This is a genomic window from Paraburkholderia sp. CNPSo 3274, assembly GCF_024206475.1.
GTDB lineage: Bacteria > Pseudomonadota > Gammaproteobacteria > Burkholderiales > Burkholderiaceae > Paraburkholderia.
The window spans coordinates 1-14,430 of record NZ_JAMBPR010000127.1 but is presented as its reverse complement, the minus strand read 5'-3'; the positions used below and the strand labels follow the sequence as shown (position 1 = coordinate 14,430).

15 protein-coding genes and 1 pseudogene are annotated in these 14,430 nt (G+C 65.6%); 4 read left to right on the top strand and 12 right to left on the bottom strand.

The annotated features are described in order from the left end of the window. The coding region (locus M3I54_RS41565; protein ID WP_254336883.1) for a hypothetical protein at positions 1–183 on the top strand (183 nt) is incomplete at its 5' end. Between the two features lie 228 nt (positions 184–411). Here the strand turns inward: M3I54_RS41565 and M3I54_RS41560 are convergent. Continuing rightward, positions 412–663 (bottom strand): hypothetical protein, encoded by a 252-nt coding sequence (locus tag M3I54_RS41560; RefSeq protein WP_254345977.1) that lies wholly within the window; start codon positions 661–663, stop codon positions 412–414. Positions 664–782: 119 nt separating this feature from the next. On the opposite strand from M3I54_RS41560, the gene M3I54_RS41555 reads away from it, so the two are divergent. Next, a complete protein-coding gene (locus M3I54_RS41555) occupies positions 783–1,220 on the top strand; it encodes a hypothetical protein (RefSeq protein ID WP_254345975.1) in 438 nt (145 codons plus the stop codon). Positions 1,221–1,270: 50 nt separating this feature from the next. Here the strand turns inward: M3I54_RS41555 and M3I54_RS41550 are convergent, their stop codons facing one another. From M3I54_RS41550 to M3I54_RS41530, 5 genes are all read right to left on the bottom strand, one after another. After that, complete coding sequence (locus tag M3I54_RS41550) at positions 1,271–2,293, bottom strand: ABC transporter permease (protein ID WP_254345973.1); 1,023 nt, start codon at positions 2,291–2,293, stop codon at positions 1,271–1,273. Positions 2,294–2,297: 4 nt separating this feature from the next. Continuing rightward, on the bottom strand, positions 2,298–3,326 hold the full coding sequence (locus tag M3I54_RS41545) for an ABC transporter permease (protein WP_254345971.1): 1,029 nt from the start codon (positions 3,324–3,326) through the stop codon (positions 2,298–2,300). A 44-nt stretch (positions 3,327–3,370) separates the two neighbouring features. Further along, positions 3,371–4,969 (bottom strand): sugar ABC transporter ATP-binding protein, encoded by a 1,599-nt coding sequence (locus M3I54_RS41540; RefSeq protein ID WP_254345969.1) that lies wholly within the window; start codon positions 4,967–4,969, stop codon positions 3,371–3,373. Between the two features lie 14 nt (positions 4,970–4,983). Further along, entirely contained in the window at positions 4,984–6,018 is a 1,035-nt protein-coding gene (locus M3I54_RS41535; RefSeq protein ID WP_254345966.1) for an ABC transporter substrate-binding protein, read from the bottom strand. Positions 6,019–6,208: 190 nt separating this feature from the next. Continuing rightward, positions 6,209–7,297, bottom strand: a complete 1,089-nt coding sequence (locus tag M3I54_RS41530) for a LacI family DNA-binding transcriptional regulator (RefSeq protein WP_254345965.1) — start codon at positions 7,295–7,297, stop codon at positions 6,209–6,211. A gap of 198 nt (positions 7,298–7,495) precedes the next feature. Here M3I54_RS41530 and M3I54_RS41525 point away from each other — a divergent pair, with 198 nt between their 5' ends. Continuing rightward, a complete protein-coding gene (locus M3I54_RS41525) occupies positions 7,496–8,527 on the top strand; it encodes an aldose 1-epimerase (RefSeq protein ID WP_302059359.1) in 1,032 nt (343 codons plus the stop codon). A 13-nt stretch (positions 8,528–8,540) separates the two neighbouring features. Here the strand turns inward: M3I54_RS41525 and M3I54_RS41520 are convergent, their stop codons facing one another. Further along, positions 8,541–8,864, bottom strand: a complete 324-nt coding sequence (locus tag M3I54_RS41520; protein ID WP_375542308.1) for a hypothetical protein — start codon at positions 8,862–8,864, stop codon at positions 8,541–8,543. A 215-nt stretch (positions 8,865–9,079) separates the two neighbouring features. On the opposite strand from M3I54_RS41520, the gene M3I54_RS41515 reads away from it, so the two are divergent. Further along, positions 9,080–10,438 (top strand): MFS transporter, encoded by a 1,359-nt coding sequence (locus tag M3I54_RS41515; RefSeq protein ID WP_254345964.1) that lies wholly within the window; start codon positions 9,080–9,082, stop codon positions 10,436–10,438. Between the two features lie 66 nt (positions 10,439–10,504). On the opposite strand, the gene M3I54_RS41510 is transcribed toward M3I54_RS41515, so the two are convergent. From M3I54_RS41510 to M3I54_RS41490, 5 genes and pseudogenes are all read right to left on the bottom strand, one after another. Then, positions 10,505–10,858: a DOPA 4,5-dioxygenase family protein gene (locus M3I54_RS41510; RefSeq protein ID WP_254345963.1), complete on the bottom strand. Its 354-nt coding sequence runs from the start codon at positions 10,856–10,858 to the stop codon at positions 10,505–10,507. Between the two features lie 86 nt (positions 10,859–10,944). Next, complete coding sequence (locus M3I54_RS41505) at positions 10,945–11,721, bottom strand: ATP-binding cassette domain-containing protein (protein WP_254345962.1); 777 nt, start codon at positions 11,719–11,721, stop codon at positions 10,945–10,947. Continuing rightward, positions 11,718–12,692 (bottom strand): ribose ABC transporter, encoded by a 975-nt coding sequence (locus M3I54_RS41500; protein ID WP_254345961.1) that lies wholly within the window; start codon positions 12,690–12,692, stop codon positions 11,718–11,720. Before M3I54_RS41500 ends, M3I54_RS41505 begins: the two co-directional genes overlap by 4 nt. 19 nt (positions 12,693–12,711) lie before the next feature. Then, a complete protein-coding gene (locus M3I54_RS41495) occupies positions 12,712–13,692 on the bottom strand; it encodes an ABC transporter substrate-binding protein (RefSeq protein ID WP_254345960.1) in 981 nt (326 codons plus the stop codon). A gap of 183 nt (positions 13,693–13,875) precedes the next feature. Next, positions 13,876–14,430, bottom strand: a pseudogene (locus tag M3I54_RS41490) (threonine ammonia-lyase, biosynthetic); the annotation flags it as partial.

Below are 14,430 nucleotides of genomic sequence, written 5' to 3'. Positions count from 1 at the left end.
GCTGCTCCCGACAATGCTCCGAAGAACATCATCAGGCCGCCACCGCATCAAGCGCCCACACTTATCGGCTGTAAATTTTTAAAGATCGATCGCGAAGTTGCCGCGCAGTTTCGTTCAGACAACCACTTAACTACCGGCTTCTTTCTGCGTTGCTGCGTCTGCAGCAGAGAAACGAGATTATGAAGAATCTTTTTCGCTTCGTCAACCCCTTTTTTTCGCTCACCGCTTAAAAAAGCTGCCGACTCCTGCGTCCGCCGGTTTCCGCGGCGGTCCTCGCTGCCTGACGTCAGAGACATCGAACTGCGAAGGGGGCGAATCTTATCGCCTCGATCGCGAGTCCGCAAGCCCTTTTCCATCGACTCAATTGAAAAGAGGCGCACTGTGCCTCTTTTCACTGAGCGGCATTCGCGCTCATGACTTCGGATCGACCTCCGTCGGCGGGTCGAACATCGCCTTGCACGGCGGCGAGAGCTCATCGTAGTGCTGCTTCAGGCACGCCGCGATCTTCTCCTTGTTTGGAATCGTACGCGCGCAGAAGTGGAACGCATCGCCGCGGCACGCGTGTTGCTGCTCGTCGCGCGATTCGCCGCTGCTTGCAATCGCGACGGTCAGGCCGATCAGCAATGCGCCCCCTTTCATCATGCGATCGAACGGTTTCCTCATGGCGTTCTCCTCGTGATGCGTGGTCCGACGTGACCCTGCAAGGGCTATTCCCGGCACGCCGCTTGCAGCGCTCCCTTCACCTGCCACGATAAGGCGCTGCTCTCACGCAGCGAGACGCCATGAAGCCATCGATCATCCGGATCCTCGCGCTTTGCTCGGCGATTGTCATACCAGGCATCCCCCTGGCCGCTCATGCTGACGACAGCGCAAGCCCCTGCGCGGCGCTAAAGCGCATCGTCGCGGCTGCGCCGCAGCATTTCGCGTCACTGAGTCCTGACGACGGGCGCGCCACCGCGCAACCCTATGGCGACGACGCGCAGTGCGCAACGAGCGGCGGGAGTTTTCAGTGCGTCTGGAGCCCTCGCGACGCAGGATCGGGGACGAACGCGCTCGAAGGGGTAGGCGCCGACATTGCCTCGTGCCTGCCCGACGCAACGCACGACGTGAACTCGCCTGGCCGCCAGCACTTCTATCTGGGGCAGCGCGGCAGCCGGACCGAAATCACGGCGCAGACCGACGGCTCAACGCGCGTGAAGCTGATCGTTTCGCATCAATAGGTATGCCATCAGCCAAACGCGTTCGAAACCGGCGGCCAAGACGTCATCCACTAGGCGCCCGAGGCCGCAGCCCGCGCGGCGCCATGCCGGCGGCCGGTAAGCAAGGTCTGCACAATCACCGCAGCGAGCAGGAATGCGCCGCTCGCAAGGTTCTGATAGTAGGGACTGAGCGTGCCGACCTGATTGATCACATTGTCGATGACACCGAGCAGTAGCACGCCGGCCAACGGTCCGGCCATCGTTCCCACGCCGCCCGTGAGCAACACGCCGCCGATCACGGCCGCGGCGATCGACTGCAGTTCATAGCCGGTCCCCGCCCCCGACAACCCCGAGTCCAGGTGCGACGCCAGCAGCGCCCCTGAGAGGCCTGCGAGTGCACCGGACAATCCATAGGCGAATATCTTCACGCGCTCCACACGCACGCCCAGCATGCGCGCCGCCTCTTCGTTGCCGCCAATCGCAAAGATCGCCGCACCAAAGCGCGTGTGGTTGAGCAGTGCGCCACCGAGCGCATAGACGACCACCAGCACCCAAATGAGATTGTTGACGCCAAACACCGAGCCATTGGCGATGCGCGCGAAGAAACCCGGATTGGCAATCGGCAGATCCTGGCTCGCGAGCACGAGCGCGAGCCCCTTGAGCCCGAGCAGCGCCGCAAGCGTGACGATGAACGGCGCCATGCGCGCGCGGGCGATCAGCACGCCGTTGCCCACACCGACGACGAAACCCGCCGCCACTGGCGCGAGCATCGCGGCGCCCCACCCATAGGGCGCGGCATAGGCGGCCAGCACCGTGCCGAGTCCGACCATCGACCCGACCGAAAGATCGAAGCCGCCCAGGATGATGACGATGCTCTGCCCCACGGCGACGAGCCCGAGAAACGCGCCGTTCGAGGCGATGTCCGCGAGGTTCGCGGGGCGCAGGAAGTCGGGAAACACCATGCCAGCCACGAGCGCGACAACCACGAGCATCGCGATCGCCCCGCGCGACTGCACGAGCGCGATCACTTGCGCGCGCCGATTGGCACCCGGTGCGGTGGCGGTTTGAGCGTCCTCTGGTTTAGCCTTTTGCATCGCGTCAGCCTCCCGAGCGTTGCAGATACAGCGCGACGACGATGAACACCGCCTTGAGGATCTGCGCGTAGGTGAAGCTGATGTTGTTCATGATGAAGCTCGCGTCGAGCACCTGAAGCAGCAGCACGCCGAACACCGCGCCGACGATCGAGATGCGCCCGCCCGAAAGCGGCGTGCCCCCGATGACCGAGGCGGCAATCGCATCGAGTTCGAAGTTCACACCCACATAGTTGGGATCCGCCGCGCCAAGCCGCGACGACGCGAACACGCCGGCGAGTCCGGCAAACGTGCCGCTCACTGCATAGACGAGAAAGAGCGTGCGCCGCACGGGAATACCCGCGAGAAACGCGGCGCCACGGCTTGCGCCCACGAGAATCGCGTAGCGCCCGAAGGTCGTGCGACGCACCACGAACGCCACCACCACCGCGAGCCCAAGCGCGATCAGCATGACGATGGGCAGCGGGCCGAGCGCGCCAGCGCCGAGCAGATCGAACGCGGGCGTGTCCGGTAGATTCACGCGCGAGCCGCCCAGCAGCGCCTGCGCGAGCCCGCGCGCAGCGACCAGCAAGGCGAGGCTCGAGATCAGCGGATCGATGGCGAGCAGCGCCACGAGGAACCCGTTGCACAAGCCGACTACGGCACCCACCGCGACCGCGCCCACGAGCGCCGGGCCCACGCCATACGGCAGGAACACGGCAATCGACGCGCTAGCGAGCGCCATCACCGATCCCACGGAGAGGTCGATGCCGCGCGTCGCGATCGCGAGATTCTGGCCCAGCGCGATCAACACGATCGGCGCCGCCTCGAACAGCAGGCTGCGCGCCGCGAAGGGATTCGAGAACCCCGGCGTGACGGCGAGATTGAACGCCACGAGCGCGGCGAGCGCGAAGTACACGCTGTGCTCGCGCAGCACGTTGCGCCAGGTCTGCGTGCGTGCCGCGGCGCCGGACGAGGGCGAGACGGAACGGTTCGAGGAATTCGAAGGATTCGAGGGGCTCAAGCTTGCCTCGTTCGATTCAAGGTTGGTCGCCATCGGAGCGGTTGTCGTGGGTTGTAGCGGGTTTGGCGCGGGGTCGCTCACGCGGTGCCGCCGCCGTGGTCGGCGCCGTTGCCCGCGCTGTCGTCAGATCCGGCGCCGGCCAGCACAGCGAGTACGTCGTCGGGGTGCACGCCAGCGGTTGGCATGCCGCCCTCGGTCGCGCCCTCGTTGAGCACGACGAGGCGGTCGGTCAGCGCAAGCAGCTCTTCCATCTCCGACGACGTGACCACCACCGCAAGCCCCTCCCGCGCCAATTCCTGCACGACGCGATGCACCTCCTCCTTCGCGCCGACGTCGATGCCGCGCGTGGGATCGTCGAGCAGCAGCACCGTTGGGCGGGTCGAGAGGCAGCGCGCGATCAGCGCCTTTTGCTGATTGCCGCCCGAGAGCGTCGTGATGAGCGCGCCAGTGCCGGCCGTCTTGATGCCGAGCCGCTCGATCGACTCCCGCACCACTTGCGCTTCCTTCGCACGCGAGATGAAGCCGAAGCGCGAAATGCGCGGCAACAGGCTCGCGACGATGTTCTCGCGCACCGAGAGACGCGGAAAAATGCCTTCCGCGCGGCGGTCTTCGGAAAGGAAAGCGATGCCGCGTCCGATCGAGCGCGCCGGGTTTGCATGCGTGAGCGCGCGGCCCGCGATATCGACCTCGCCGCCATCGGCCTTCTGCGCGCCGAAGATCGTTTTGAACGTTTCCGTGCGGCCCGAGCCGAGCAGGCCAGCCAGGCCGACGATCTCCTTGCGGGCCACCCGCAGCGACACGTCGCGCACGCGGTTGCCCCACTGCAAATGGTCGACGGCGAGCGCAGGCGTGGCGTCGGCGTCGGCGCTGCCCGAGCGCTCGGCCCACGCGTGCTCGCCCGCGCTCTCGCGGCCCAGCATGGCCGCGATCAATGCCGCGCGCGGCAGTTCTTCGGGCGTACCCGTGCGGACCACGGCGCCGTCGCGCATCACCGTGAACCGATCGCACAGCCGGTAGCATTCGGAAAGCCGGTGGCTCACGAACAGCAGCGCAATGCCCTCGGCGCGCAGGCGATCGACGACTTCGAACAGCACGTCCACTTCCGCGCCGCTCAGGGCCGAAGTCGGCTCGTCGAGAATCAGCACGCGCGCGCCTAGCGAAACGCCGCGCGCAATCGCCACCATCTGCTGCGCGCCGAGCCCGAGCGAACCGAGACGCGCGGCCGGGTCGACCGCGAGCCGGTAGCGCTGCACGATGTCGGCGGCGCGCTCGAGCATGCGCTTCCTGTCGATCAGGATGCCGAAGCGTTTCGGTTCGTGGCACAGAAAGATATTCTCGGCCACGCTGCGCTCCGGTATCAGGTTGATCTCCTGATACACGGCGCACACGCCCGCGCCCTGCGCCGCACGCGGGCTGTCGAACGCGACGTTCGCGCCGTCGAGCGTGAGCGCGCCCGAGTCGGGCTGATGAAAGCCGGTGAGGACCTTGATCAGCGTGGACTTGCCCGCGCCGTTCTCGCCCACGAGGCCATGCACCTCGCCCGCGCGCAGCGTGAGCGAGACGTCGCGCAGCGCGCGCACCACGCCGAAGGTCTTTGAAACGCCGTGCGTTTCGAGCACGGTGCGCGGCGTGGTCGTGGCCGAATCGGCGCGATTTGCAGGGGCGCTCGTCGTCATCGTGCGGGCGCGGCTCAGTAGACCTTGCCCTGTGCGAGAGACGGCTGCGCGTTGGTCCGGTCGAAGAGCGCGTCGTCCATGATCTGCTTTTGCGGCACCGGCTTGCCCGCGAGATAGTCTTCCAGCGACTTGAAGGCGAGCGGGCCGAAGCGCGGGTTCGTTTCGACGTCGGCGGCGACGATGCCGTTCGAGATATCCGAGACGATCTCCTTCGTACCGTCGATCGAGACGATCTTCACGCCGTTGAGCTTGCCAGCCTGGCGCAGCGCCTTGATCGCGCCGACCGTCATCGTGTCGGCGTGGGTGTAGACGGCGTTGACGTCCGGGTGCGCGAGCAGGATCTGCTCCATCACCTTCTGCGCTTCGGTCGTCGACCAGTTCGCGGTTTGCGCCGCAATGATCTTCATGCCGGGATAGGGCTTGAGGCCGTTCGCGAAGCCGTCCGTGCGCTGGCTTTCCACCGTGTTGCCGTAGCCGCCCTGGATCTCGGCGATTATCGCGTTGCCGCCCGTGGCGTCGGCGAGCGCCTTCGCCGCGCGCTCACCCTGCTTGTAGAAGTCGGAGCCGAGGAAAGTGATGAAGTCGTCGCACGCGATGCCCGCCGTCTGCCGGTCGATCGTCACGACGGGAATGCCCTTCGCGCGCGCCTGGGCGAGCGCGGGCTGCAGGCCCGTGGAGTCGTTGGGCGCAATGATGAGCGCCTCGGCGCCCTGGTTGATCATGCTTTCGATGTCGGCGACCTGCTTGGCCTGGTTGGCGTTCGCGTTCGTATAGAGGAGCCGCTTCACGCCCGCTTCCTTCGCCGCTGCGCGAACCGAGGCGGTTTCGGTCGCCCGGAACGGGTTCTGTTCATTCTCCGACTGCGAGAACCCCACCACCATGTCGCTCAGCTTCTTGCCGCCCGGCTTGGCATTCGTGCAGCTCTCGCTGGAATTCGACTGGACTTTCTGCGCGCCGGCATTGGACTGCGCGTAAGCGCTCGCGGCGAACGCGCTCGCCAGGCAAAAACCGGCGGCAATGAGGGCAGACTGGATTCGTTGATGATGCATGGCTGTCTCCTGTGTCGGCCAGAGCGCATGCCGCAGCACGGACTCCGGTCTCACGCAAAGCGATGAATGACATCGGCGGTGCTGGCCTTCGGCCCCACCGCGGTTCTTGTTGTCTTTCTTGATTCGTCCAGTACGGCACGCGACGCGCCGCACCGAAATATTACGCCACTGCTTCAACTAATATTACCAGTCAATTTTCTGAGATATTAATGAGGGTATTCACGGGGGAGGCGGGGTCCGGCGCGCACACCGAGGTCCGTTCGATGAGCGGCCCGTCGAGCTTCACAGTGCGGTGGCGCACCGGCGCGCCGGCGCTGCGGTTCTGCTCTTCCTGCAGCAGCGTCTCGACGGCCCAGCGCCCAAGCTCGTAGTTGGGCAGCACGACGGTGGTGAGCGGCGGATGGGTATGGCGCGCGATTTCCTGGTCGTCGTAGCCCATGACCGAAACGTCTTCGGGCACGCGCAGCCCGAGTTGCTTGAGCGCTTCGATCGCGCCGATCGCCGTCAGGTCGTTGGCGCAGAAGATCGCCGTGGGCGGACTCGGCTCGCGCATGAGCGAAAGCGTGAGTTCGAAACCCTTGCCCGAACTCCAGTCGCCGTCGCGCACGAGGCGCTCGTCGAACAGCAGGTCGGCGGTCGCGAGCGCCTGGCGATAGCCCTTGAGACGGTCTTTCGCGGCGTCCTGCCAGGTTTCGCCATTGATGAATCCAATACGCCGGTGCCCTGCTTCGATCAGATATTCGGTGGCCGTATGGCCGCCCGCCACTTCGGCCGGCACGACCGAAGAGAGCGCGTGATCGGACGCGTAGCAGTTGAGCAGCACGGCCGGCACCTTCAGTAGCGCGGGTGGCACCGTGACCTTGCGCGTGTACACGGTCGCATAGATCACGCCGAGCACGTTCGGCAGGGCGAGCGTTTGCAGCACCTGCTGCTCCATCTGGGCGTTGCCATGCGTCGAGAACACCGCGAGCAGACAGCCGTTGTTCCAGGCGGCGTCGCGCGCGCCGTCGATGCTCACGACCGGGTGCGGACTCGTCGAGACTTCGTCGGCAAGATAGACGATGAGATTGCGCTCGCCTGCCGGGGCGGGCGTCTGCACCGCGCGGATCGGCAACTGGTAGCCAAGCGACTGGGCGACTTCGTGCACCTTCAGGCGCGTCGCTTCGGAAAGCTTGGCGCCGACCGCGCCGTTAAGCACGAGGGAAACCGTCGATTGCGACACGCCTGCGGCCTTCGCGATGTCGGTCATGGTCGGGCGGCGTTGCGTCGATTTTTTCATCGGATGTGAGGGGAACTGCAGGAGGGCTGCGCGGCGCGGCGCCGCGCGCTCGGGGCCGCGCTGTTGGCCCGAAGCGTAGCACTAATAATTTTGACCATCAATTGGCGTATGTCACCATTTTTTGGTTTCATCATCAGCGATTTCAACGCCTATATTATCTTTTATTAGTAATAAACCGAGTTACTGGAGAACGCTCATTTGACTGCCCGATCGACACCCTCGTCGCCCCCAGAGATCGCTTTCGATGCCGCAGCGCTCGACGACGGCCAGCTCGTCACGCTCGCCCATGGCGATGCGCGCGTGCTCGTCGCGCCGCACGTTGGCGGCTCGATCGCCGCGTTCTACGACGCGGCCGGCAGGACCCCGGCGTCACACTGGCTGCGCCCCGCCACGCGCGCCGCCATCGACGCGCGCGATCCGCTCGGCATGGCGAGCTTTCCGCTGATGCCGTACTGCAACCGCATCCGCGACGGGCGCTTCCGCTTCGAAGGCGAGATGATCGATTTACCGAGCGGCAGCGGCGCGCTGCGCCACGCACTGCATGGCCACGCATGGCGGCGGCCCTGGACGGTCGAGGCACAAACGGCCGACACGCTCACGCTCCACTTCCTGCACGAGCCGAACGAATCCCATGAAGCGCATGAATCCCACGGATCGCGCAGGGCCGACACACGCACCGGCACAGGCTGGCCGTTTCGCTACGAAGCGCGCCAGCACCTCGCGCTCGACGCCAGCGGCCTCACCGTGCGCCTGTGGGCTCGCAACCTGGCCGCGCGGCCCATGCCGTTCGGCCTGGGCCATCACCCGTACTATCCGCGGCCGCCCGGCACGCGCATTGCCGCGCGCGTGCGCGCCATGTGGGAAATCGACACGGAAGTCCTGCCGGTCTCGCTCAGCACTCACCCGGCCGTCGACGCCCTGCAGGCCGGCCTGATCGTCGACGATTTCGATCTCGACAACAACTTCTCCGGCTGGCGCCGCGAGGCGGTCATCGAATGGCCGCACGAAGGCCGTCGTCTCGCGCTGCGCGCGAGCACGCCACTCGACTTCTTCGTGGTCTTCTGCCCGCCCGGCCTGCCGTACTTCTGCGCGGAACCCGTCAGCAATACGACGGACTGGCTCAATCTGCGGCACGAAGGAACCGTGCAGCGCATCGACGTGGGCGGCACCGTGCTCGCTCCCGGCGAAACACTCGAAGCCCAGCTCGCCTGGCAACCCGAGCGGACCTGAAGCGGCCCGTCGTTTACATGCCCGCGCCGCTTTGCCCACCCGAGCGCACGCCCGCCAACGGCGCGCCGTAGCCGCCCGCCTCGGCGTTGTTCGGGTGGCCGTTCGCGAGTTGCCCGCGCGGATCGGTGGGACCGACCGGCATCTCGCCGGCCTGGCGATTACCGTGGGTCGGGTATTCGCTGCCGGGCTGGGCGCCCGGCATGAGCGCGAGGCTATTTTGCGGCGCACGCAGGTCGTCATTCGGCGCGAGCTGGGCAAAAACCTGACCGGGCGCACCTGCCAGCATCGCGCTTGCCATGAGGCACGGCATTGCCGTGTGGGCGAAGAAGGCCTTCATCTGGAACTCCTTGTCGCGCAACGCGACACGCTTGCAGCACGCGCGTGCTCGCCGTGCTGCTTTCAGGCTAGCAGACGGCCGCCTGCCGCGCCCGATGACGATCTCCAGCAAACGCCGCTCTGCGGTTACTATTCCAGGTTGTAAGGCAAACCAGAAAAAGCGGCTCGCCACGGCGGGCCGATACAACGACAACCTCGGTCGACAGGAGATAAACCATGGACCAGCCGCGTGCCGTCGACGTCCAAACCTTCATCAACGAACATCCGTTTTCGCCGTTCCAGTGGTTCATTTTCGCGATGTGCTTCGTCATCGTCCTGCTCGACGGTTTCGACACCGCCGCGATCGGCTTCATCGCGCCTTCGCTGCTCGGCGAATGGGGCATCCCAAAGCCCGCGCTCGCGCCCGTGCTGAGTGCGGCGCTCTTCGGCCTCGCTTGCGGCGCACTCGCGTCCGGACCGCTCTCCGACCGCCTTGGGCGCCGCGCCATACTGGTCGGCTCGGTGCTGCTGTTCGGCGTGACCTGCCTCGCTTCGGCGTTCTCCACGAGCATCGGCGAGCTCACGTGGCTGCGCTTCATTACGGGTGTGGGTCTCGGCGCGGCCATGCCGAATGCGGTCACGATGATGGGCGAGTTCTGCCCGGACCGGAACCGCGCCACCGTGATCAATCTGATGTTCTGCGGCTTTCCGCTCGGCGCGGCTTGCGGCGGCTTTCTCGCGGCGTGGATGATTCCGCATTTCGGCTGGCGCAGCGTCCTCATGCTCGGCGGCGTGACGCCGCTCGTGCTCGCCGTGCCGCTCTTCCTGCGCATGCCGGAATCGGTGCGCTACATGGTGGCGAATCAACGGCCTGCCGAGCGTATTCGCGCCGCGCTCGCCCGCATCTCGCCCGACGCCGCCAAGGCGCAGGTGTTCACGATGACGGAGCACGCCCCGCAGACGCAAGCCAAGGGCCTCGGCGTCGTGCTTTCGCCGATGTACCTCGTCGGCTCGGTGATGCTGTGGGTCGCGTATTTCATGGGGCTCGTGATCTTTTACGCGTCGATCAACTGGATGCCGCTGCTGCTCAAGGACTCCGGTCTCACGGCCTCGAGCGCCACGCTGATCTCGGCGCTCTTCCCGCTCGGCGGTGTGGGCGCGGTGCTCAGCGGCATGCTCATGGACCGCTTCAACGCGAACCGCATCATCGCCGCGTGCTACGTGCTCACCGCGATTTCGGTGTGGCTCATCGGCCAGGCGGCGGGCAACGTGGCCCTGCTCGTGCTCGTGGTGTTCGTGGCCGGCGTGCTGATGAACACGGCGCAATCGTCGATGCCTGCGCTCGCGGCCGCGTTCTATCCCACCCAGGGACGCGGCACCGGCGTGGCCTGGATGCTCGGCATCGGGCGCTTCGGCGGCATTGCGGGCTCGTTCCTCGTGGCCGAGCTCGCGCGTCGGCACTTCACGTTTGCGAGCATCTTCGCGACGGTTGCCGTCGCCGGTCTCGTTGCCGGCGCAGCGCTGCTCATCAAGCAGGCGGCGCGGCCGCAGCAGAGCGGATCTTCGGCGACAAAGACGGAGTCGTTTGGGCACTGAGGCCCACCGGAGTGTCGAGCATTGCGCCGTGCCACTGCCTGCAGGGCGGCGCAATCCGAAGAGCAATCAGCCGCCGAGCGCGCCGAGATTGAGGGTGTGCGAATGGCCGATCCACACGGCGGCGTCGCGATGGTCGCGCAGGGCATCGGTGGTGTTCGGATGCACGAACACGTCGAGTGCGCCGTGATTGAGCGTGAGCCATTCGATGACCGTCGTGAAGTGCTCTCGCGCAATGGCGAGTTGATACGACCACATCGGATGCGGCCCAACCGGGCGCTCGTGAAAGCGCCCGATCTGCACGATCTCGCCGAAGCGGGCTTCGATCGCCTCGCGCAAGGTCCATGCGGCGTCGCGCGTCGCCGCGTCGAAATAGACGTGTGCGTGCCAGCTCGTGATATCGGCGGGATCGAGATAGTTCATGGCGGAAGCAGGAGTGCGGTGAGGGTTCGAGCCGACATTGTCCATCGAATGCCCGCACCGCGCAGGCGAACGCACCACGTGACGTTTCAGTGCGCGCCGTTTGAATACGTGTCGCCCACCATCAGCCGCACGATCTCGTCGCCATCGGTTTCGGCCACGCGCCGCTCACCCGCCACTTCGCCGCGCCGCAGCACGACGATGCGCTCCGCCACGGCGAAAATATCGTGCAGGTTGTGCGAGATGAGAATCACAGCCACGCCCTGCGCCTTGAGCCCGCGGATCAACTCCATCACCTTGCGTTGCTCGGGCACACCGAGCGCCGCGGTGGGCTCGTCCATGATGAGCACGCGCGCGTTCCAGTAAATCGCGCGGCCTATCGCAATGGCCTGGCGCTGGCCGCCTGAGAGCATTTTCACGGGGCCTGTGAGCTTGCGCGGCGGAATCACGATATCGAGCCGCTCGAGCACTTCGCGCGCCACCCGCGCCATATGCGGCCGGTCGATCACCTGACAGCCGAATAGCCGTCGCACGGGCTCGCGGCCGAGGAAGATGTTGCTGCCGACGTCGAGATTGTCGGCGAGCGCGAGATCCTGATAGATGGTTTCGATGCCCTGCGAGCGCGCATCCTGTGGATCGCGCAGTTGGAGCGGACGCCCTTCGAAATGCAGATTGCCCGCATCGGCGCGATAAACGCCCGAGAGGATCTTGATGAGCGTGGACTTGCCCGCGCCGTTGTCGCCCGCGAGCGCAAGCACTTCGCCCGGCATGAGCCGCAACGAAACGCGCTTGAGCGCCTCCACGCCGCCAAACCGGATCGAGACGTCACGCGCCTCCAGAATCGGCGTGACGCTCGCGCCGCTCATTGCGCGCCTCCGAGCCGATCCTTGTACTGGTCGATCAGCACCGAAAGAATGATGACGATGCCGACCACGATGAATTGCCAGAACGCGTTGACGTCGATAAACACGAGCCCGAATTCGATCACGGCGATGATGAGCGCGCCGATCAGCGTGCCGATGACGTTGCCGGTACCGCCGAAGAGACTCGCGCCGCCAATCACGACCGCCGCGATCGAATCGAGCAGCATGGGCTCACCTGCATTGGCCGCGCCCGCGGCGAAGCGCGCCGTGTAGACGACGCCGCCCACCGCCGCGAAAGCCGCCGCGATCAGATAAATCGCGAACAGATGACGGCGCACGTTGATGCCCGCGCGCACCGCCGACTGCGGATTGCCGCCTATCGCATAGGTGTACTGTCCGAAGCGCGTTTGCGAGAGCACGAAGTGCATGATGGCGAGCAGCACGGCCGTGAGGATCACGGGCGTCCAGCCGCTGCCGAGCCACGCGAGCCCAGGATTGTTGACGGAGACAGTCATGCCGCTGCCCGCAGCGAGAAAGCCCACGCCGCGCGCGACCCCATACATGCCGAGCGTGCCGATGAAGGCAGGCACGCCCAGGCGCGCAATCAATACGCCGTTCACGAAGCCCGGAATCAGGCACACGAGAACCGTGAGAGGAATCGACATCAGCAAGATCCACGGCGATTCGCCGCCTGGAATCGTGAACTGTGCGACGCACACCGCCGCGAGCCCCATTACGAAGCCCACCGAAAGATCGATGCCCGCGGTGATGATCACGAAGGTCTGACCGATGGCCAGCAGGAGCGGCGCGCTCGCCGCAAGCCCGATCGACTGCAGGTTATACGCGTTGAACACGAACGAACGATGCGCCGAGATGCGCGCCCACGCCTCGAAGAAGACGAGCAGCGTGCCGAGAAAGAGCCACGGCCAGACCTTGCTGACGAGCGCGAGCCTGTCGAGTCGTTTGTCGTTCATGTGGCTCTGTTCGCGTGGCTTAGTTCGAATAGATGTACTGCTTCATCTCCGGCTTGTCGATGTTCGACTTGTCCAGCACCACGAAGCCCGTGCCCTTGTAGGTGGCAATCTTCTTGCCGTGGATGGCGTCGGCGGCGAACTTCACCGCGTCATAGCCCATCTCGTCGGGAAGCTGCGCAATGGCGATATCGACGAGGCCGCTTCTGATCTGCTCGTCGATGCCCGGCACGGCGTCGAATACGACCACCTTCACCACGCCCTGCTTGCCCGCATTCTTCACGCCTTGCGCCGCGCCCGCGCCCGAAAACGTGTTGGCGCCGAACACGCCCGCGAGGTCGGGATTGCGCGCGAGCACCGCCGCCACGTGCGAGGCGGCGCGATTGGCGTCGTCCTCGTTGTACTGCGTCTCCAGCACCTTGATGTTGGGGTGCTTCTTCATCTCTTCCATGAAACCTTGCGCGCGCGCGTCGGTGCTGGAGATGCCCGGCTTGTTGTTCTCGCAATAGACGGTGCCCTTGTCGCCGATCACCCTGGCGAGCGCGCGCGCCGCCACGCGGCCGCCTTCCAGGTTGTCCGAAGCGATATAGGAGAGCGGGAAGTCGGCGTCGCCCTTGCCGGTTTGATAGCGACCGTCGCCGATATAGGTGTCGACGGTGATGACCTTGATGCCGGCGTCGGCGGCTTCCTTGAGTGGGCCGATGAGCTGCTGCTTATCGACGGGCGAGACGAGCAGTACGTCCGGACGCTTGGCGATGAACGCCTTGAGGATCGGCACCTGTTCCGTGGTGTTCCAGGCCTTCGGAACCTGGAACAGCAACTGGATGTTTTCTTCCTTCGCCGCGCGCTCGGCGCCCCGATGCATCGTGAAGTAGAACGGATCGGTGACGCCCGGCAGCAGCGCGACGACGGGATGCGCCGCATCCGCGTGCGCCACGCCGGGCAGCGCGCCGGCGACGATCGTGGAAAGAGCCATCAGACAGCCAAGAGCGATGCGCAACATGTTTGTCTTCCTCCAGGTGAGTCCGACGCACGGCGCCCAATCTTCCCGAGGCAACCACGCCCGGCAGCAGTGGCTCAGTATACTGACGCGCACTGCTGCGGGGCCTGGTGTTTTCCTGCACTCTTTCCGCTCTTTATGCGCTTCAGATGCAGATGTCCCGATTGGTGGGACGACTGACTATTTTCATTGCAGGAACAACCGATACGCCGGGTTCTGCGTCTCTTCCCACTGCGGATAACCGAGCGTGGCGAGGAAGCGGCGGAACTCGGCGTCTTCGGCTGCGGGCACCTGGATGCCCACCAGAATCGAGCTGTAGTCGGCGCCCTGGTTGCGGTAGTGGAAGAGGCTGATGTTCCAGTTCGGCGCCATCGACGAGAGGAAGCGCATGAGCGCGCCCGGCCGCTCCGGAAACTCGAAGCGGAACAGGCGTTCGTCGTGCGCGAGCGGCGAGCGGCCGCCCACCATGTAGCGGATGTGCTGCTTCGACAACTCGTCGCCGGTGAGATCGACGCTCGGAAAGCCGTGATCGACGAAGGTCTTCGCGATCAGCTGCGACTCGCCGCGGTTGCGGATCTGCACGCCCACGAAGATGTGCGCGCGTTCGGCGTCGTCGATGCGGTAGTTGAACTCGGTCACGCTGCGCGTGCCGACCAGCTCGCAGAAGCGCTTGAAGCTGCCGCGTTCCTCGGGGATCGTCACGGCGAACACCGCTTCGCGCGCCTCGCCCACCTCGGCGCG